General features: G+C 72.0%; 17 protein-coding genes. 9 read left to right on the top strand and 8 right to left on the bottom strand.

All coding sequences use genetic code 11. The features are described from left to right. Positions 1 to 49 precede the first annotated feature (49 nt). Positions 50 to 1681 carry a protein kinase domain-containing protein gene (locus tag ACZ5CW_RS29310; RefSeq protein ID WP_468606539.1) on the top strand — a complete coding sequence of 544 codons (1632 nt, stop codon included), beginning with the start codon at positions 50 to 52 and terminating at the stop codon, positions 1679 to 1681. A 118-nt stretch (positions 1682 to 1799) separates the two neighbouring features. Here the strand turns inward: ACZ5CW_RS29310 and ACZ5CW_RS29305 are convergent, their stop codons facing one another. Continuing rightward, entirely contained in the window at positions 1800 to 2843 is a 1044-nt protein-coding gene (locus ACZ5CW_RS29305) for a phosphotransferase (RefSeq protein WP_468606537.1), read from the bottom strand. Positions 2844 to 3438: 595 nt separating this feature from the next. Between ACZ5CW_RS29305 and pdhA the strand changes: the two genes are divergently transcribed. The 3 genes from pdhA to ACZ5CW_RS29290 are packed head-to-tail and all read left to right on the top strand — an operon-like array spanning position 3439 to position 7067. Further along, a complete protein-coding gene (gene pdhA / locus ACZ5CW_RS29300; RefSeq protein ID WP_468606535.1) occupies positions 3439 to 4680 on the top strand; it encodes a pyruvate dehydrogenase (acetyl-transferring) E1 component subunit alpha in 1242 nt (413 codons plus the stop codon). Position 4681: 1 nt separating this feature from the next. Further along, positions 4682 to 5659, top strand: a complete 978-nt coding sequence (locus ACZ5CW_RS29295) for an alpha-ketoacid dehydrogenase subunit beta (protein ID WP_468606533.1) — start codon at positions 4682 to 4684, stop codon at positions 5657 to 5659. A gap of 10 nt (positions 5660 to 5669) precedes the next feature. Beyond that, the gene (locus ACZ5CW_RS29290; RefSeq protein ID WP_468606531.1) at positions 5670 to 7067 is read left to right on the top strand and encodes a dihydrolipoamide acetyltransferase family protein; all 1398 of its coding nucleotides are present in this window, start codon (positions 5670 to 5672) and stop codon (positions 7065 to 7067) included. Positions 7068 to 7153: 86 nt separating this feature from the next. Here the strand turns inward: ACZ5CW_RS29290 and ACZ5CW_RS29285 are convergent, their stop codons facing one another. Continuing rightward, positions 7154 to 8056 (bottom strand): D-alanyl-D-alanine carboxypeptidase family protein, encoded by a 903-nt coding sequence (locus ACZ5CW_RS29285; RefSeq protein ID WP_468606529.1) that lies wholly within the window; start codon positions 8054 to 8056, stop codon positions 7154 to 7156. Between the two features lie 189 nt (positions 8057 to 8245). Here ACZ5CW_RS29285 and ACZ5CW_RS29280 point away from each other — a divergent pair, with 189 nt between their 5' ends. Together ACZ5CW_RS29280 and ACZ5CW_RS29275 are read left to right on the top strand one after the other, a co-directional pair. Then, on the top strand, positions 8246 to 8920 hold the full coding sequence (locus ACZ5CW_RS29280) for a GntR family transcriptional regulator (RefSeq protein ID WP_468606527.1): 675 nt from the start codon (positions 8246 to 8248) through the stop codon (positions 8918 to 8920). Beyond that, on the top strand, positions 8917 to 10215 hold the full coding sequence (locus ACZ5CW_RS29275; RefSeq protein WP_468606525.1) for an MFS transporter: 1299 nt from the start codon (positions 8917 to 8919) through the stop codon (positions 10213 to 10215). The genes ACZ5CW_RS29280 and ACZ5CW_RS29275 overlap by 4 nt, the downstream gene beginning before the upstream one ends. Before the next feature lie 76 nt (positions 10216 to 10291). On the opposite strand, the gene ACZ5CW_RS29270 is transcribed toward ACZ5CW_RS29275, so the two are convergent. Then, the gene (locus ACZ5CW_RS29270) at positions 10292 to 11044 is read right to left on the bottom strand and encodes an SAM-dependent methyltransferase (RefSeq protein WP_468606523.1); all 753 of its coding nucleotides are present in this window, start codon (positions 11042 to 11044) and stop codon (positions 10292 to 10294) included. A gap of 86 nt (positions 11045 to 11130) precedes the next feature. Beyond that, complete coding sequence (locus ACZ5CW_RS29265) at positions 11131 to 11955, bottom strand: maleylpyruvate isomerase family mycothiol-dependent enzyme (protein WP_468606521.1); 825 nt, start codon at positions 11953 to 11955, stop codon at positions 11131 to 11133. A gap of 223 nt (positions 11956 to 12178) precedes the next feature. Here ACZ5CW_RS29265 and ACZ5CW_RS29260 point away from each other — a divergent pair, with 223 nt between their 5' ends. Beyond that, positions 12179 to 12973, top strand: coding sequence for a carbon-nitrogen family hydrolase (locus ACZ5CW_RS29260; protein ID WP_468606519.1), 795 nt, complete (start codon positions 12179 to 12181; stop codon positions 12971 to 12973). A 160-nt stretch (positions 12974 to 13133) separates the two neighbouring features. On the opposite strand, the gene ACZ5CW_RS29255 is transcribed toward ACZ5CW_RS29260, so the two are convergent. Both ACZ5CW_RS29255 and ACZ5CW_RS29250 read right to left on the bottom strand, forming a co-directional pair. Next, positions 13134 to 13628 (bottom strand): LURP-one-related/scramblase family protein, encoded by a 495-nt coding sequence (locus ACZ5CW_RS29255; RefSeq protein ID WP_468606516.1) that lies wholly within the window; start codon positions 13626 to 13628, stop codon positions 13134 to 13136. Positions 13629 to 13697: 69 nt separating this feature from the next. After that, on the bottom strand, positions 13698 to 14732 hold the full coding sequence (locus ACZ5CW_RS29250) for a helix-turn-helix domain-containing protein (RefSeq protein WP_468606514.1): 1035 nt from the start codon (positions 14730 to 14732) through the stop codon (positions 13698 to 13700). A 43-nt stretch (positions 14733 to 14775) separates the two neighbouring features. Between ACZ5CW_RS29250 and ACZ5CW_RS29245 the strand changes: the two genes are divergently transcribed. Further along, positions 14776 to 15171 carry a cupin domain-containing protein gene (locus ACZ5CW_RS29245; protein ID WP_468606512.1) on the top strand — a complete coding sequence of 132 codons (396 nt, stop codon included), beginning with the start codon at positions 14776 to 14778 and terminating at the stop codon, positions 15169 to 15171. Between the two features lie 19 nt (positions 15172 to 15190). Further along, positions 15191 to 17092 (top strand): NHL domain-containing thioredoxin family protein, encoded by a 1902-nt coding sequence (locus tag ACZ5CW_RS29240; protein ID WP_468606510.1) that lies wholly within the window; start codon positions 15191 to 15193, stop codon positions 17090 to 17092. 11 nt (positions 17093 to 17103) lie between these two features. Here the strand turns inward: ACZ5CW_RS29240 and ACZ5CW_RS29235 are convergent, their stop codons facing one another. Beyond that, complete coding sequence (locus tag ACZ5CW_RS29235; RefSeq protein WP_468606508.1) at positions 17104 to 17361, bottom strand: DUF6458 family protein; 258 nt, start codon at positions 17359 to 17361, stop codon at positions 17104 to 17106. 66 nt (positions 17362 to 17427) lie between these two features. Next, the gene (locus ACZ5CW_RS29230) at positions 17428 to 18726 is read right to left on the bottom strand and encodes a M18 family aminopeptidase (protein WP_468606506.1); all 1299 of its coding nucleotides are present in this window, start codon (positions 18724 to 18726) and stop codon (positions 17428 to 17430) included. Between the last annotated feature and the right edge of the window lie 7 nt (positions 18727 to 18733).

The following is an 18733-nucleotide window of genomic DNA, read 5'->3' as shown; positions in this document are numbered from 1 at the left end:
ACCGTAACAACACCGCGCGCACCGCGGGCAGAAACGACGGCGAGGACCGATGGCACAGACGCACAGCGCCCAGGGCCCGTCCGACCCCGAGGCGTCTGGCGGCGGCATGTCAGAGACGCCGGAGATGTGGGGCAACGGAGGGCTCGTCGGCGACGGCCGGTACCGGCTGACCCACCGGCTCGGCCGGGGCGGCATGGCCGAGGTGTTCGCGGCCGAGGACGTCCGCCTGGGTCGTACCGTCGCCGTCAAGCTGCTCCGCGCCGACCTCGCCGAGGACCCGACCTCCAAGGCCCGCTTCACCCGCGAGGCCCAGTCGGTCGCCGGCCTCAACCACCACGCGATCGTCGCCGTGTACGACTCCGGCGAGGACTACGTGGGCGGCCAGTCGGTGCCGTACATCGTGATGGAGCTGGTCGAGGGCCGCACCATCCGCGACCTGCTGATGAACGCCGAGGCGCCGGGTCCCGAGCAGGCCCTGATCATCGTCTCCGGGGTGCTGGAGGCGCTCGCCTACTCGCACCAGCACGGCATCGTGCACCGCGACATCAAGCCGGCCAACGTCATCATCACCCACAGCGGTGCCGTCAAGGTGATGGACTTCGGTATCGCCCGCGCCCTGCACGGCGCGTCCACGACGATGACGCAGACCGGCATGGTCATGGGCACCCCGCAGTACCTCTCTCCGGAGCAGGCGCTCGGCAAGGCCGTCGACCACCGCTCCGACCTGTACGCCACCGGCTGCCTGCTGTACGAACTCCTCGCCCTGAGGCCTCCGTTCACCGGCGAGACCCCGCTGTCGGTGGTCTACCAGCACGTCCAGGACATTCCGACCCCGCCCTCCGACGTCTCCGACGGCTGCCCGCCGGAGCTGGACGGCCTGGTCATGCGCTCCCTCGCCAAGGAGCCCGACGACCGGTTCCAGACGGCCGAGGAGATGCGCGGCCTGGTCCAGTACGGCCTGCAGATGCTGTACGACCAGGGCGGCCACACCGGCACCTGGAACACGGGACCGGTGGAGACGCACGACGGCCGGCACACCCCGGCGGGTGGTTTCGCCGGGACGACCGCGATGCAGCACCCCGGCGACTTCGGCGGGGGCACCGCCCAGATCCCGCAGCCGATCCTGCCCGCCGGGTACGGCGGCGGGGACGACGGCGGCTTCGAGGGGCACGGCAACAAGGGCAGCGGGCGCGGCAAGCTGTGGATCCTCGCCGTCCTCGCGGTCATCGCGATCGCGGCGGGCGTCGCGCTGGCGCTCAAGGGCGCGGGCGGCGGCAAGGGGAACGGCACCGACACCAAGCCGACGACGACGCATTCCAAGAGCACGAAGGACGAATCGCCCTCCCCGAGCGCGTCCGACGACAGCACGGACGAGCCCACGGAACCCTCCACGGACACCGGCTCGACCACGGGGGACAACGGCTCCAACTGGCCCCCGACGTACACGCCGTCGTACACGCCGACGCAGTCGGCCAGCTCCGAACCGAGCGACGAGCCGTCCGACCCGCAGACCTCGCAGTCTCAGCCCACGGACCCCGCGGCCGGCGGCACGGACGAGGGCACCACGGACGGCACCACCGAAGGCAACACCACGGACGGCACGACCGACGGGACCACGACCGACGGCACCACCGACGGCACGACGACCGTCGGCACCACCGACGGCACCACCGGCGGTTGAAGAACACCCACGGCGACCGGGCCGGCGTCGCCGGCGTCTCCCTGACCCGCTGACCCGCTGACCCGCCCCGTCCGCCCAGCCCCGTCCCGGCCGGCCCGTCCCGTCCGGGCCGTTCCGTTCATCGCACGAACGCGTCGCACACCGCTTCGTACTCGCGCGTCCACCAGACCGCGAGCGCCGAGGCGGCCGGGAACTGGCAGTCCGCGCGCGTGTCGCCGCGCTCGTAGTGCCAGCGCAGCATCCAGAAGTCGTTCAGCCGTTCCCACCACACCCGGTGCACGGCCGCGGCCAGCTCCGAGGGCGTGGCCCGGGCCGCGCGCCGGTACGCGCGCGCGTACGCCCGCACCTTCGGCAGGTCCAGCGCCCCCACGGGCCGTACGAAGAAGATCGCGGCGGCGCGTACCGCCTCCTCGGCGCGGGGCTGCACGCCGAGCCGGTCCCAGTCGACGATGGCCGCCGGGGCGTCGTCCTTGTAGAGCAGGTTGAACGGGTGGAAGTCGCCGTGCACCCAGCCCACCGAGCCGCCGCGCGGCGGGCGCCGGTCCGCGTGCTGCTCCAGGAGGGCGCGGCGTTCCAGGAGGCGGTGCCGGGCCAGCTCGTCGAAGGCGTCTGCGGGGCGGTGGCGGTGCACGTGGGCGAGCAGGTCGTCGATGAGGGCGAAGGTGTCGGCCGGGTCGGCGCTCTCCACGGGGTGGGGGCTGGTGGCCGGGCGGGTGCGCCCCTTGGGCGGCATCACGCGCTCCAGGCAGGCGTGCACGGCGCCCAGGAGCGCTCCCAGGCGGGCGCTCTCCCCGCGCGTGAGCTGGCCGCCGTGGCGGTGCCTGCCGTCGATCCAGGGGTGCAGGGCGTAGGCGTGGCCGCCGACGACGGCGACCGTGCGGCCCCCGCGGTGCGCGAGCGGCACCGCGACCGGGACGCCGAGGTCGGCCAGGCGCTGGGTGGCCCGGTGCCGGCGTTCGATGGCGGCCGGGTCGGCGGTGTCGGGGTCGAAGTGGTGCTTGAGGAAGTAGCGGCCGCGGGTGGTGCACAGCCGGTAGCCGCGGTTGAGCAGGCCCTGGTCGACCGGCTCACAGGTGAGGGCGGTACCGGCGGCGTACAGGCGCAGCAGGGCGCCCAGAGGGGGCGCATGGGGTACGAGGGGTGGTACACAAGAGCGCGGCACGCGCCAGATGCTAGGGCACGAAAAGACGGCGTGAGCTGCGGGTTGTCACAGCCAGTCGCCGTCGGTCGCTTTCGGTCACACGGTACACCGTGACGGACTCCGGACCTTCGGTCAGGTGCGCGGGCGGTCAGGCGCACGGGTGGCCGGACACCCGATCGGGAAGGGCTCGCCCCGCCACGCCCGGGAATTCGTCAAGCCTGTGAAGAATTCGTGGCCGGGACCGATCTCAGGGCGGTCGAGGAGAAACACCCTGGTTTCTCCGCCTTCGTGCCCGCGGCAGTCTCACCGGCAAACTCTTCCCGTGACCTGGGTGAGCGGGATAACGTGCGGGTGCTCCGGCCTCGAGCAAGGCTGTGACCAGCGCGCTTGCCCGCCGCCTCGATTTACTTGGAAATCCAAGCAAAATCGCAGGTCAGGTGGGGTTTCACAGAAATGTGGAGCACTGGGTAACGTGATGGTTGCAGGGCGCTCGCCGGGGCACCTGTCACGCCTGTTCCCGGCCGAGTGGCACCCACCCCGTGCCCGGTGGTCGACAACAGGTGAGCCGCACTGGCCTACCGGCAACCCCGGGGGCCGGACCGACGGAGGAGCACACGTGACCGTGGACAGCAGTGCCGCGCGCAAGCCGCGACGCAGCGCCGCAGGCAAGGCCGGCACCACCGGCAGCGAGACCGGCACGACCGGCGACGCGACCGGGGCCACCGGCACCAAGCGCACCACCCGCACCACCCGCACCACCGCGAAGAAGAGCACCGAACCCGAACTCGTGCAGCTTCTGACCCCGGAGGGCAAGCGGGTCAAGAACGCCGAGTACGACGCCTACGTCGCCGGCATCACCCCGGAAGAGCTGCGCGGCCTGTACCGCGACATGGTGCTCACCCGCCGCTTCGACGCCGAGGCCACCTCCCTGCAGCGCCAGGGCGAGCTGGGCCTGTGGGCCTCGCTGCTCGGCCAGGAGGCCGCCCAGATCGGCTCCGGCCGGGCCACCCGCGAGGACGACTACGTCTTCCCGACCTACCGCGAGCACGGCGTCGCCTGGTGCCGCGGGGTCGACCCGACCAACCTGCTCGGCATGTTCCGCGGCGTGAACAACGGCGGCTGGGACCCGAACAGCAACAACTTCCACCTCTACACGATCGTCATCGGCTCCCAGACGCTGCACGCCACCGGCTACGCGATGGGCGTCGCCAAGGACGGCGCGGACTCGGCCGTCATCGCCTATTTCGGCGACGGCGCCTCCAGCCAGGGCGACGTAGCCGAATCGTTCACCTTCTCCGCGGTCTACAACGCGCCGGTGGTGTTCTTCTGCCAGAACAACCAGTGGGCGATCTCCGAGCCCACCGAGAAGCAGAGCCGCGTGCCGCTCTACCAGCGGGCACAGGGCTTCGGCTTCCCGGGCGTACGGGTGGACGGCAACGACGTGCTGGCCTGCCTGGCGGTCACCAAGTGGGCGCTGGAGCGCGCCCGCAACGGCGAGGGCCCCACCCTGGTCGAGGCGTTCACCTACCGCATGGGCGCCCACACCACCTCCGACGACCCCACCCGCTACCGGGGCGACGAGGAGCGGGCCGCCTGGGAGGCGAAGGACCCGATCCTGCGCCTCCGCCGGTACCTGCAGGCCTCGAACCACGCGGACGAGGGATTCTTCGCGGAACTCGAGACCGAGTCCGAGGCGTTGGGCAAACGAGTGCGCGAAGCGGTCCGCGCCATGCCCGACCCGGACCGCTTCGCCATCTTCGAGAACGCGTACGCGGACGGGCATGCGCTCGTCGACGAGGAGCGAGCCCAGTTCGCCGCCTACCAGGCGTCGTTCGCCGATGCTGAAGGGGGTCACTGACATGGCCGAGAAGATGGCGATGGCCAAGGCCATCAACGAGTCGCTGCGCCGTGCCCTGGACACCGACCCCAAGGTTCTCGTGATGGGCGAGGACGTCGGCAAGCTCGGCGGTGTCTTCCGTGTGACGGACGGCCTGCAGAAGGACTTCGGCGAGAGCCGGGTCATCGACACCCCGCTGGCGGAGTCCGGCATCGTCGGCACCGCGATCGGCCTGGCCCTGCGCGGCTACCGCCCGGTGGTGGAGATCCAGTTCGACGGCTTCGTCTTCCCGGCCTACGACCAGATCGTCACCCAGCTCGCCAAGATGCACGCCCGCTCGCTGGGCAAGGTCAAGATGCCCGTCGTCGTGCGTATCCCCTACGGCGGTGGCATCGGCGCGGTCGAGCACCACTCCGAGTCCCCCGAGGCGCTGTTCGCGCACGTGGCCGGCCTGAAGGTGGTCAGCCCGTCCAACGCCTCCGACGCGTACTGGATGATGCAGCAGGCCATCCAGAGCGACGACCCGGTGATCTACTTCGAGCCCAAGCGGCGCTACTGGGACAAGGCCGAGGTCGACGTCGAGGCCATCCCCGCCCCGCTGCACAAGGCCCAGGTCGTCCGCGAGGGCACCGACCTCACGCTGGCCGCCTACGGCCCGATGGTGAAGCTCTGCCAGGAGGTCGCCGCCGCGGCGGCCGAGGAGGGCAAGTCGCTGGAGGTCCTGGACCTGCGCTCGGTGTCCCCGCTGGACTTCGACGCGATCCAGACGTCGGTGGAGAAGACCGGCCGGCTGGTCGTGGTGCATGAGGCGCCGGTGTTCTTCGGCTCGGGCGGAGAGATCGCCGCGCGGATCACCGAGCGCTGCTTCTACCACCTGGAGGCCCCGGTGCTCCGGGTCGGCGGCTACCACGCGCCGTATCCGCCGGCGCGGCTGGAGGAGGAGTACCTGCCGGACCTGGACCGCGTGCTCGACGCCGTCGACCGCTCGCTGGCGTACTGAGGAGAGGGTCGTGACGACGATGACGGAAGCGTCCGTACGCGAGTTCAAGATGCCGGACGTCGGCGAGGGACTCACCGAGGCCGAGATCCTCAAGTGGTACGTCCAGCCGGGCGACACGGTCACCGACGGCCAGGTGGTGTGCGAGGTCGAGACCGCGAAGGCGGCCGTCGAACTGCCCATCCCCTACGACGGCGTGGTCCGTGAACTGCGCTTCCCGGAAGGCACCACGGTGGACGTGGGCACGGCCATCATCGCGGTGGACGTGGCGGGCGGCGCGGCGGCCGAGGCACCCGCCGAGCAGCCGAAGGCGGAGCCCGAGAAGCCCGCCCAGCCGGCCGAGGAGCCGAAGAAGGAGGCCCGCCAGCCGGTCCTCGTCGGCTACGGCGTGTCCACCTCCGCCTCCAAGCGCCGCCCCCGCAAGGGTCCCGAGGTCACCGTCCCGGCCCCGGCCCAGGCGATCCAGGCGGAGCTGAACGGCCACGCCCCGGTCGCGGAGAAGCCCCGCCCGCTGGCCAAGCCGCCGGTGCGCAAGCTGGCCAAGGACCTCGGCGTCGACCTCGCCGTGATCACGCCTTCCGGCCCGGACGGCGTCATCACCCGCGAGGACGTCCACGCGGCGGCCACGCCCACGGCCGCTCCCGAGCCGGTGGCGGCGGCCCCCGCCGCGGCCCGGCCGGCCCCCGCGCCCGCGGTGACCTACGACGGCGCGCGGGAGACCCGCATCCCGGTCAAGGGCGTGCGCAAGGCGACCGCCCAGGCCATGGTCGGTTCGGCGTTCACGGCACCGCACGTCACGGAGTTCGTGACGGTGGACGTGACCCGCACCATGAAGCTGGTCGAGGAGCTGAAGCAGGACAAGGAGATGCAGGGCCTGCGGGTGAACCCGCTGCTGCTCATCGCCAAGGCCCTGCTGGTCGCCATCAAGCGCAACCCGGACGTCAACGCGTCCTGGGACGAGGCGCACCAGGAGATCGTGCTCAAGCACTACGTCAACCTGGGCATCGCGGCGGCCACCCCGCGCGGTCTGATCGTGCCGAACATCAAGGACGCCCAGGCCAAGACGCTGCCGCAGCTGGCCGAGGCGCTGGGCGAGCTGGTCTCGACGGCTCGTGAGGGCAAGACCTCGCCGGCCGCGATGCAGGGCGGCACGGTGACCATCACCAACGTCGGTGTCTTCGGCGTCGACACCGGCACGCCGATCCTCAACCCCGGCGAGTCCGCGATCCTCGCCGTCGGAGCCATCAAGCTCCAGCCGTGGGTCCACAAGGGCAAGGTCAAGCCCCGTCAGGTCACCACGCTGGCGCTGAGCTTCGACCACCGCCTGGTCGACGGCGAGCTGGGCTCGAAGGTGCTGGCGGACGTGGCGGCGATCCTGGAGCAGCCCAAGCGCCTGATCACCTGGGCGTGACGGCTTTCGACGGCTGACCTCCAAGGCCACACGAACGGAACGGGCCCGCCGCTGGAAGCGGCGGGCCCGTGCGTGTGCGGGTGGCGTCAGCCGAGCTTGGCGAAGCCGTAGCCGAGGAGCTTCTTCGCGTCCGTCTCGCGCTGGGTGATGGAGGTGGAGGCGAGGACGGTACCGATGACCGTCTTGCCGTTCCGGGTCGCGGCGAAGACCAGGCAGTACTTGGCCTCGGGGCCGGAGCCGGTCTTCACACCGATGGTGCCGCTGTAGCTGCTGAGGAGCCCGTTGGTGTTCTTCCACGGGGCCATCGTGCGGATGCTGCCCGTCTTGGTGATCGTCTTCGCGGTGTACGACTTCGTCTTGACGACCGAGCGGAACGTCGAACTCTTCATCGCGCTGCTGGCGATCTTCGTCAGGTCGCGCGGCGTCGAGTAGTTGGAGCCGTTGCCGATGCCGTCGAACGAGTCGAAGTGCGTGTTCTTCAGACCCAGGTTCTTGGCGGCGGTGTTCATCTTGCCGATGAAGTTCGACACGCGCTGCGCCCGGGTGGAGCCGGTGCCGAACTTGTCGGCGAGCGCGTAGGCCGCGTCGCAGCCGGAGGGCAGCATCAGCCCGTACAGCAGCTGGCGGACGGTGACCTTGTCGCCGACGATCAGATGGGCGGACGAGGCGCCCTTGGAGACGATGTAGTCGCTGTAGGCCTTCTGGATCGTCACCTTGGCGTCGAGGTTGAGGTTCGACTGCGCGAGTACGACCTTGGCGGTCATGATCTTGGTGGTGGATCCGGTGGACCGCCTGGTGTCGGCGGCCTTGGTGTAGAGCGACGACCCGTTCGCGTTGTTCATCACGTAGCCACCCTTGGCCACGATCGAGGGCGCGGTGACAGCCTGCGCGGGCGCCGCGGTGAGGGCACCGGTGGCGAGCAGCGCGCCGGAGGTGACGGCGACGGCAGCGGCTCTGCGGATGCGGGTGCCCTTAATGCCGGTAATCAAAGTGAGTTACCCCGATTGTCGTGAATGCCCCTGAAGTGCGGCCGAGTTGAGGTGGCAAGAAAATGGGGCCGCACGTGTGTGACACGTAAGTAGCACACAAGGTTGTGTGGGCGCTGCGGGGGATTTTCCCTACGTCCGCATGGTGGACCGCGCTGCCGTATGCGTCCGTGTTGTATCTATCCTGTCGGCATGAACACGGCCGTTCAGCAGACCACCCATCAGACCCTGAAGCAGCCCCCCGCAGCCGACCGCGTCTACGCCCACGTCAAGCAGGGCGTCCTCGACCGCCGCTACGAGGGCGGAACCCTGCTCACCGAGGGTGAACTGGCCGAGGCCGTCGGGGTCTCGCGCACACCCGTCCGGGAGGCGTTGCTGCGGCTGGAGGCCGAGGGCCTGATCCGGCTCTACCCGAAGAAGGGCGCCCTGGTGCTGCCCGTCTCGGCGCAGGAGATCGCCGACGTGGTGGAGACCCGGCTGCTGGTGGAGGAGCACGCGGCCCGCAAGGCCGTACCCGCCCCGCCGGTCCTGCTGGAGCGGCTGACGGAGCTGCTGGAGCAGCAGAAGGCGCAGGCCGCCGCCGGTGACCTGGCCGCGGCCGCGGTCACCGACCGCTGCTTCCACGCCGAGATCGTGCGCAGCGGCGGCAACGAGATCCTCTCCCGGCTGTACGACCAGCTGCGCGACCGCCAGCTGCGGATGGGTGTCGCCGTCATGCACTCGCACCCCGACCGGATCGCCAAGACGCTCGCCGAGCACGAGGAGATCCTCGCGGCACTGCGGGCCGGGGACGCGGAGGCGGCCGTCGGGGTCGTGCACCGGCACGTCAGCTGGTTCTCGCACCTCGCGCGGGGTGAGGTCCGGTGACCAACGCCACCCTTCCAGGCGACCCTCCGGGCGGCCGCCGCGCCGTCGCCGTGTGGTCCATAGGCGTCGCCGTCTACTTCGTCGCCGTCATCTTCCGCACCTCGCTGGGGGTCGCGGGCCTAGACGCGGCCGACCGCTTCCACGTGGGCGCCTCCGCGCTGTCGACCTTCTCGATCCTCCAGCTGCTGGTCTACGCCGGCATGCAGATACCCGTCGGCCTGCTGGTCGACCGGCTCGGTACCAAGAAGGTGCTGAGCATCGGCGCCGTGCTGTTCACCGCCGGGCAGCTGGGCTTCGCCTTCTCCCCCTCGTACGGCACCGCGCTCGCCTCCCGGGCGCTGCTCGGCTGCGGGGACGCGATGACCTTCATCAGCGTGCTGCGGCTGGGCACGCGCTGGTTCCCGGTCCGGCGCGGGCCCATGGTCGCGCAGCTCGCGGGCCTGGTCGGCATGGCGGGCAACCTGGTCTCCACCCTCGTCCTCGCCCGGCTGCTGCACGGCATCGGCTGGACACCGGCGTTCGCGGGCAGCGCGCTCGCCGGGGTGGTCGTCCTGGTCCTGACGCTGCTCTTCCTCAAGGACCACCCCGAGGGGCACGAGCCCGAGCCGTCCCCGCACCAGGGCGCGGCCTACGTCCGCCGGCAGATCGCCGCGGCCTGGCGGGAGCCGGGCACGCGTCTCGGCCTGTGGGTGCACTTCACCACCCAGTTCCCGGCGATGGTGTTCCTGCTGCTGTGGGGACTTCCGTTCCTGGTCCAGGCCCAGGGGCTGAGCCGGGCCACGGCCGGTGAGCTGCTCACCCTGGTCGTCCTGTCCAACATGGTGATCGGGCTCGTCTACGGCCAGATCGTCGCCCGGCACCATGCGGCGCGGCTGCCGCTGGCGCTCGGCACGGTGGGGGCGACCGCCCTGGTGTGGGCGGTGACGCTGGCGTATCCGGGGGAGCGCGCGCCGATGTGGCTGCTGGTGGTGCTGTGCGCGGTGCTCGGCGCGTGCGGCCCGGCCTCGATGCTCGGCTTCGACTTCGCCCGGCCGGCCAACCCGCCCGAGCGACAGGGCACCGCGTCCGGCATCACCAACATGGGTGGTTTCGTCGCCTCGATGACGACGCTGTTCGCGATCGGCGTGCTGCTGGACGCCACCGGCGACGACTACAGCGTGGCCTTCTCCGCGGTCTTCGTCCTACAGGCGCTGGGCGTCGGCCAGATCCTCCGGCTGCGCGGCCGGGCGGCCCGCCGCGAGCGGGAGCGGCTGGTGGCGAGCCGCGTGGAGACGGTGCACGTGCCCGCGGCGTGAGCCGTGCGTGCCCGGCCCCGGCCCACCCGTGCCACTCGGCGCAGGCGGGCGGACTGCCGGGCAACGGGCCACCGGGTCAGCGGGCCACCGGCACGAGGGTGAGGTAGGCGAGCCCGAGGACGCCCCGGTAACTCATCCACTGGGCGCGGTGCCGGTCCAGGCGCTCCCGGGTCTCGGCGGCCGCCGGATGCTCCGGGTGCCCGGCGAGCCAGACCTCCGCGTCCGCCTGGTACGCCGACTCGAACTCCTCCCACTCCTCGAGCCCGGCCGTCTCCGTCCACTCCGGCCGGAAACCGGCCTCGACGGCCAGGTCGAGGAGGGTCGCGAGGTCGTGCTGGTCGGCGGCGGTGGCGCCCGGCCACATGCCGGACAGCTCGGTCTCGGTGGGCGGGCGCTCCCAGAAGCCCTCGCCGAGCAGCACGCGACCCCCGTCGGTCACCAGCCGGCGCAGCTCGCGCAGGGCCTCGGCGGTGGGGGGCTCGCCGGTGCCCAACGCCTGACTCGCACCGAGACACAGCACCACGTCGGCGGGCCCGCGCCGCGTGGCGAGGGCCGACTCCTCGACGAACTCCACCCGGTCCGCGAGCCCACGCGTCTCGGCGTTGCGCCGCGCCCTGGCAAGGTCCTCACCGTTGACGTCGACACCGGTGCCCTTGGCACCCGGCACGGCGTCCAAAAGGCGGAGCAGCAGCTCGCCCCAGCCGCAGCCGATGTCCAGCACGGTGTGGGGGCGGGTGGCCGCGAGCCGTTGGACCATCCTGCCGGCGCGGGGCTCGGAGAGGGGGCCGTGGAAGGTGAGACGACCGAGGCGGGGTGGGGTGTCTGTCATGTCCCGGACGTTAGACGGTCCACCCACCCGCCCACCACTCGTTTCCGTTCGGCCAGGAGGCCGGACGGCCTGTCGCCCGCCTCCCCCTACGGGGTCACCGTGAAGTTGCGCAGGATCGCCGCGGCCAGGTCCAGGTCGCCCTCCGTCTTCACCCGGTCCGCGACCGACTCGGGGGCGACCCGGCCGCACGCGAGGCGGACGTAGGTCTCCCAGTCGAGGGTGAGCGCGGCGGCGGGGCCGAGGGCGGGGGCGGTCTCCAGCGTGCCGCGGCCCTGGATGTCGACGCGGATCGTGCGCAGGAACTCGACCGGTCCGTGCACGTCGAAGACGATCGCCGAACTGCGCGGCGCCTGCGCGCCCTTCGCGACGACCTTGGGCAGCGCCTCCAGCAGGACGTCCCGGGCGATGTGCGCGCCCGGTGAGTCGAGGTTGCCGGGGCGGCCGAGCGCCGTGCGCAGGTCCTGCTCGTGCACCCACACGTCGAACGCCCGCATGCGGTAGGCCTGTTCGAGGGTGATGTCCTTGCCCAGCGGGCCGCGCACCGTGGTGCCGGGGTCCCGGGACTCGTTGCGCAGCTGGCGGTTGCGGCGGATGACCGTGTACTCCAGCTCGGCCGTCATCTCCGGCGCGGTGTGGTGGCGACGGACGTCGACCTGCATCTCCATGTAGCGCTGGTGCTCGGTGGTGACGTGGAAGAGGTCACTGGGCAGGGAGTGGATCGGGCGCGGGTCCCCGAGCATCTCGCACTCCATGCCGATCACATGGGACACGACGTCCCGCACCGACCAGCCCGGGCACGGGGTCCGCCGGTTCCACTCGCCGTCGACGAGCGACTGCACCAGCTCGGATATCGCTTCGATCGAGTGCGTCCAGGCATCGGCGTAGGGCTGGAGGGTGGGATGCAGACTCACGGGAACGGGACCCCTCGGCGGTCGGTACACGGGCAGGTTGTGTGGCGGCGTTGCCAGCGGGCGGTGGCTGCACTCGGCGGGTGTCTTGGGCCTCCCCCGCGTTCTCGGCTGCGCTCGAACAGGGAGGACCCCCAAGTTACGCTGCTGTGAGGCACCCCGGCAGTGCTTTCGTGTGACGATCGTAGGCCCGTGTGGACGACTCGAATGCCAGGACGGTGGTAGTGTGCGCGCCTCGCTGATCCAGATCGACGTGGACGAGGACGAATCGGTCGACTCCCGGCGGCGGCGCGTGGCCGCGCTGGTGCGGGAACAGGCCGGTGCCGACCTCGTGGTCCTGCCCGAACTGTGGACCACCGGCGCCTTCGCCTACGAGGAGTTCGGCCGCGAGGCCGAGCCGCTCGAAGGACCGACGTACGAGACGCTGGCCAAGGCGGCGAGCGACGCGGGCGTGTGGCTGCACGGCGGGTCCGTTCCCGAACGGGACCCGGACGGCACTCTCTACAACACCTCTCTCGTCTTCTCCCCCTCCGGTGACCTGGCCGCGGCCTACCGCAAGATCCACCGCTTCGGCTTCGACAAGGGCGAGGCCGTGCTGATGGGCGCGGGGCGCGACCTCGTCACGGTCCGGCTGCCCGGAACCACCCTCGGCGTGGCCACCTGCTACGACCTCCGTTTCCCCGAACTCTTCCGCGGGCTGGTCGACGCGGGCGCCGAGGTGCTGGTGCTCCCGGCGGGCTGGCCCGAGCGGCGTCGCGCGCACTGGACGCTGCTGGCTCAGGCGCGGGCGGTGGAGAACCAGGCGTTCGTGCTCGCCTGTGGAACGGCCGGGACGCACGCGGGAGTTCCGCAGGCGGGTCACTCGATCGTGGTCGATCCCTGGGGCGAGGTGCTGGCGGAGGCCGGCCCGGGCGAGGAGATCCTCACCGTCGATCTCGACCCGGCGAAGGTGGCGGCCACCCGCGAGCAGTTCCCGGCCCTGAAGGACCGGGTGCTGGGTCTGCAGCCGCCCAGGCCCTAGGGGGCTTCGTTCGGATCAGCCCGGGTCCGCGACGCCCGGCACGGCACCTCGCCGCGTTGCCGGACCACCCGAGTACGCCCGGTACGCGGGTGATCCTCCGCCTTGCGATGCACCGCACCGGACACCGCGGCCCGATCCGACCTGATCCAGACGAAACCCCCTAGTCCTCCTCCCCCTCCTTCTCCGCCAGGTGGATCACGCACACCGCCACCGCGATGAGCAGCGCCGGATCGGCGTCCTCCCGGACGACGTCGACGCCGTAGGTGTCCCGGAGCGTCAGCCAGCGCCGGGAGATCACCGCGAGGAGTTCGCCGTCGTACTCGACGGCGAACTCCCGGTCCAGGATCTTGCCGCTGACGTCCAGTTCGGTGCCGTCGACCAGGGCGACCCGGTAGTGGTTGCGCAGCAGGGACAGCCGTTTGCGCCTGATCCTGGCAAGGCCCTCGCCGTCCCGCTCGATCACCATCGTGTCGCGCAGCGCGAACATCTTCTGGTGGATGTCGATCAGGACCCGCCCCTGGGTGTCCTTCAGCTCGAAGGTGTCCCGCAGCCGCATCGCCTTGCCGTCGACGAGGAAGACCTTGCGGCCGTGCTCGTCCTCGATCCACCAGTCGTCGCCGATGCCGAGAATGCGGTCGCGTACGAGGAATCTCATGCGGATACCGTTCCCCGGCCCGGGGTGATCCTCACGGAGCCAGAAGGAGGGGGCGGATGCGGCTCGCCCTCACCGAGGAGGGCGGCCTGACGGCGAAGGTCCCGAAGGCGGCGCGGGGCGCCCACCCCCCGCCGGTCCGAAGCGCCGCCGGTAGGCCGACGGGCTCAGGCCCGTCTCGCGCCGCAGGCGGGCCCGCAGGTTGGCCGCCGTGCCCAGGCCGCTGCGGGCCGCCACGACGTCCAGCCGCTCCTCGCCCCGCTCGATCAGCCGGCACGCCAGCGCCACCCGTTCCCCGGTGAGCCAGGCCAGCGGGGTCGTACCCAGCTGGGCGCGGAAGCGGCGGTGCAGGGTGGCGGGGGAGACCGCCGCGCGGGCCGCCAGATCCGCGACCGCCAGCGGCTCGCCCAGCCGCTCCTGCGCCCAGGCCAGCAGCGGGCCGAGCGACTCGTCGGGCACGTCCGGCACCGGCCGCTCCACGAACTGGCGCTGGCCGCCGTCGCGGTGGGCGGCGAAGACCAGGCGCCGGGAGACGGCGTTGGCGAGTTCGGCGCCGTGGTCGCGGCGCCAGATGTGCAGGCCGAGGTCGAGCGCGGCCGCGCTGCCCGCGGCGGTCAGGACGTCGCCCTCGTCGACGAACAGCACGTCCGGTTCCAGCAGCACCTCCGGATGCAGCTCCCGGAAGGTGTCCGCCCACATCCAGTGGGTGGTGGCCCGGCGGCCGTCCAGCAGCCCGGCCTCGGCGAGCGCGAAGCTGCCGGTGCAGAAGCTGACGACGCGGGCGCCCCGCGCGTGCGTGCGGCGGATCGCGGCCAGGACGTCGGGACCGCGCGGCACGACGTTGTCCGGGCGGCCGGGCACGATCAGGGTGTCGGCTCCGTCCACCGCCTCCAGCCCGGGCAGACCGCTCATGGTGAAGAACCCGTGGTTCATCCGCACGCCCGGGTCGGGGGCGCACAGGGTCACGTCGTACAGGGGCGCGGTCCGGCCCAGTTCCGGCCGGGGCAGCCCGAACAGCTCGGTGGCGACGCCGACCTCGAACGGGTTGGTGCCCGCGTCGACGATCACGACGACCCGGTGCGGGCCTTGAGAGGATCGTTGCGGCATACGCGATTTCTAGCACTCGTGCGGCGGTCGCGGCACCCGCACGATGGGGCCCATGGAACCGATCTCCCTGGCAGCGGCCCTCGCCTCCTTCACCGAGCGGTGGAGCCCGCGCATCGTCACCACCGTCAACGACTACGACGTCCGCGTGGCCAAGGTGGAGGGCGAGCACCTCTGGCACGTCCACGAGCACACCGACGAGTTCTTCCTGGTCCTCGACGGCGAACTCCACATCGGTCTGCGCGAACCGGCAGGAGAGCGCACGGTCGTCCTCCCCAGGGGCGCGGTGTTCACCGTCCCGCGCGGCACCGAGCACAAGCCGTACGCGCCCGTACCCACCGAGATCCTGGTCCTCGAGCCCACCGGGACCCTCAGCGTCGGCGACCGGCACGACGAGGTACCCGACCACGTGGACGCGACCACGGGCCACGCGCTGTCCTGACGGTGGCACCCTTGGGGCCATGAGCCACTCCGCACCCCGACGCGTCCGCGTCCGCGCTCCGGAGCTGACCGGCAAGGGCGGCTGGCTGAACACGGGGGACGCCCGGTACACCCTCGCCGACTTCCGGGGCCGCGTCCTGATCCTGGACTTCTGGACCTTCTGCTGCATCAACTGCCTGCACGTCCTGGACGAGCTGCGGGAGCTGGAGGAGAAGCACCGGGACACGGTCGTGGTCGTCGGGGTGCACTCGCCGAAGTTCGCGCACGAGGCCGATCACCGGGCGGTCGTGGACGCGGTGGAGCGCTACGGCGTGGAGCACCCGGTGCTGGACGATCCGGAGCTGGCCACCTGGAAGCAGTACGCGGTGCGCGCCTGGCCGACGCTCGTCGTGATCGATCCCGAGGGGTACGTGGTCGCCCAGCACGCGGGCGAGGGCCATGTGCACGCCATCGAGCGGCTGGTGACGGAGCTGGAGGCGGAGCACGAGGCGAAGGGCACCCTGCGCCGCGGCGACGGCCCGTACGTGCCGCCGGAGCCGGAGCCGACGAGTCTGCGCTTCCCCGGCAAGGCCCTGCTCCTGCCGTCCGGGAACCTCCTGGTCAGTGACACCACCCGGCACCAGCTGGTGGAGCTGGCCGAGGACGCCGAGACCGTGGTGCGGCGGATCGGCTCGGGCGGGCGCGGCCTCTTCGACGGCGGCCCCGCGGTGGCCTCCTTCAACGAGCCGCAGGGCCTCGCGCTCCTCGCGGACGGCTCCGTGATCGTCGCCGACACCGTCAACCACGCGCTGCGCCGCGTCGACCTGGACACGGGTGACGTGACCACGCTGGCGGGCACCGGGAAGCAGTGGTGGCGGGGATCGCCGACGTCCGGTCCGGCCCGCGAGACGGACCTGTCCTCTCCCTGGGACGTGGCGGTCTTCGGCGGCAAGGTGTGGATCGCCATGGCGGGCGTCCACCAGCTGTGGACGTACGACCCGGTCGCGGGGACCGTCGCCGTGGCGGCCGGCACCACCGACGAGGGGCTGGTCGACGGGCCGGGCGCCGAGGCCTTGTTCGCCCAGCCCTCCGGTCTCGCCGCCACCGCCGAGCGGCTGTGGCTCGCCGACTCCGAGACCTCCGCCCTGCGCTGGGTCGATGGGGACGGACACGTCCACACCGCCGTCGGTACGGGTCTGTTCGACTTCGGTCACCGGGACGGCGCGGCCGGCCGGGCACTGCTCCAGCACCCGCTGGGTGTCACCGCCCTGCCGGACGGCTCGGTCGCCGTCGCCGACACCTACAACCACGCCCTGCGCCGCTACGACCCCGCCACCGACGAGGTCACCACGCTCGCCACCGACCTGCGCGAGCCCAGTGACGCCGTCCTCCTCGGCGAGGACATCGTGGTCGTCGAGTCGGCCCGGCACCGGCTGACCCGGCTGCGCCTGCCCGAGGAGGCGGTCCGGGTGCGCCTGCCCGAGGAGGCGGTCCGGGTGCGCCTGCCCGAGGAGGCGGTCCGGGTGCGGCCGGCCGCCCACCGCACCCGGCGTGCCGCGACCGAGGTCGCCCCGGGCACGCTCCGCCTGGACGTGATCTTCCAGGCCCCGGCGGGCCGGAAGCCGGACACCCGGTACGGGCCCTCGACCCGTCTGCTGGTCTCCTCGACCCCGCCCGAGCTGCTGCTCGAGGGCGAGGGAGCGGGCACGGAGCTGAGCCGTGAGCTGGAGCTGAACCCGGCCCTCACGGAGGGCGTCCTGCACGTCACCGCGAGGGCGGCCTCCTGCGACGACGATCCCGCCGGGGGCACCGCCCGGTCGAGGACGGGGGGAGAACACCCCGCCTGCCATGTCCACCAGCAGGACTGGGGCGTCCCGGTCCGTCTCACCGAGGGCGCGGCGAACCGACTTGCGCTCGTCCTGGCGGGGACGGACGAGCGGTAGGCGGGGGCACGTCAGACGCCGTAGCCGTCCGTGTAGCCCTCGCCGCGGTGATGGTGGTGGTGCGGCTCCTCCTCGACGACCGGTGTCGTCGGGGGCACCACGACCCGGCGGCGTCGCGCGATCCCGCTGAACGTCGCGACGCCGATCAGGCCGACGGCCATCAGGATCAGGCCGACGACCGTGAGGTTGACGCCCTGCATGTGCCAGTCGGTCGCGAACGTGAGGATGGCCCCCACGGCTATGAGGATGATGCATCCGCCGAGCCCCATGAGGCTTCGCCTCCCCTTCCGGTTCCGGAATCTCCGGTGCCGTCCGGGTACCCGGCGGGATCCGAACTAGCCCTCCAGGAACGCCGTCAGCGCGTTCGCCAGCAGGAACGGGTCGTCGGCGCCGCACAGTTCGCGGACGCTGTGCATCGAGAGGATCGCGACGCCGATGTCGACCGTGCGGATGCCGTGCCGGGCCGCGGTGATCGGGCCGATGGTGGTGCCGCACGGCATGGAGTTGTTGGAGACGAAGGTCTGGAAGGGGACGTCCGCCTTCTCGCAGGCGGCGGTGAAGACGGCCCGGCCCGAACCGTCGGTGGCGTAGCGGTTGTTGACGTTGACCTTGAGGATCGGGCCGCCGTTGACGCGCGGGTGGTGCGTCGGGTCGTGCCGCTCGGCGTAGTTGGGGTGGACGGCGTGGCCCGTGTCGGAGGACAGACAGACCGTGGCGGCGAAGGCGCGGGCCCGGTCCTCGAAGGAGCCCCCGCGCGCGAGCACCGAGCGCTCGAGCACGGTGCCCAGCAGCGGGCCGTCGGCGCCGGTGTCGGACTGGGAGCCGTTCTCCTCGTGGTCGAAGGCGGCCAGTACGGGGATGCGGGTGAGCGCGGCGCCGGAGGTCGCGGCGGCGGTCAGGGCGGCCGCGCCCGCGTGCACCGACAGCAGGTTGTCCATGCGCGGACCGGCGACCAGCTCGCGGTCGCGGCCCAGGTACGCCGGCGCCTCCACCGGGTGCGCCATCAGGTCCCAGCCGGTCACGGAGCCCGCCTCGAGCCCGGCCTCCTGCTCCAGGAAGGCGATCAGGTCGCCGTCCAGCACGTTGTCGCCGAGGCCCCACACCGGCTGCAGATGCCGCTGCTTGTCGAGCTTGAGGCCCTCGGTGGCGACCGAACGGTCCAGGTGGATGGCGAGCTGGGGCACCCGCAGCAGCGGCCGGTCCACGTTCACGAGCACCGTCGAGCCGTCGCGCAGGGAGAGCCGGCCGGCCAGGCCCAGGTCCCGGTCCAGCCAGGAGTTCAGCAGGGGACCGCCGTAGATCTCCACGGCGACCTGGCGCCAGCCGTGCCCCCCGCTGTCCGGGCGCGGCTTGACCCGCAGGCTCGGGGAGTCGGTGTGCGCGCCGATGATGTGGAACGGCGTGTGCGGGTCGGCGCCCTCGGGGACGTACCAGGCCACGATCGCGCCGCCGCGCAGCACGTACTTGCCGCCGCTCGTGCCGTCCCAGGCGTCCGTCTCGGCGACCTGCCTGAAGCCTGCCTTCTCCAGCCGCTCGGCGGTGTTCGCCACGGCGTGGTACGGCGACGGGCTCGCCGCGAGGAAGGTCATCAGGTCGTCGGTGTGGCCGCGGTCGAAGCGGGCTGCTGCGCTCATGGGTTCA

Source organism: Streptomyces sp. NPDC031379 (assembly GCF_055569615.1).
The sequence above is the reverse complement of the archived record's forward strand: the minus strand, read 5'-3'. Positions and strand labels throughout refer to the sequence as shown.

Coding starts and splice junctions, on each gene's coding strand:
- ACZ5CW_RS29310 (WP_468606539.1), top strand. CDS start 50: ATGGCACAGACGCACAGCGCCCAGGGCCCGTCCGACCCCGAGGCGTCT.
- ACZ5CW_RS29295 (WP_468606533.1), top strand. CDS start 4,682: ATGGCCGAGAAGATGGCGATGGCCAAGGCCATCAACGAGTCGCTGCGC.
- ACZ5CW_RS29280 (WP_468606527.1), top strand. CDS start 8,246: ATGAACACGGCCGTTCAGCAGACCACCCATCAGACCCTGAAGCAGCCC.
- ACZ5CW_RS29270 (WP_468606523.1), bottom strand. CDS start 11,044: ATGACAGACACCCCACCCCGCCTCGGTCGTCTCACCTTCCACGGCCCC.
- ACZ5CW_RS29255 (WP_468606516.1), bottom strand. CDS start 13,628: ATGAGATTCCTCGTACGCGACCGCATTCTCGGCATCGGCGACGACTGG.
- ACZ5CW_RS29250 (WP_468606514.1), bottom strand. CDS start 14,732: ATGCCGCAACGATCCTCTCAAGGCCCGCACCGGGTCGTCGTGATCGTC.
- ACZ5CW_RS29245 (WP_468606512.1), top strand. CDS start 14,776: ATGGGGCCCATGGAACCGATCTCCCTGGCAGCGGCCCTCGCCTCCTTC.
- ACZ5CW_RS29240 (WP_468606510.1), top strand. CDS start 15,191: ATGAGCCACTCCGCACCCCGACGCGTCCGCGTCCGCGCTCCGGAGCTG.
- ACZ5CW_RS29235 (WP_468606508.1), bottom strand. CDS start 17,361: ATGGGGCTCGGCGGATGCATCATCCTCATAGCCGTGGGGGCCATCCTC.
- ACZ5CW_RS29230 (WP_468606506.1), bottom strand. CDS start 18,726: ATGAGCGCAGCAGCCCGCTTCGACCGCGGCCACACCGACGACCTGATG.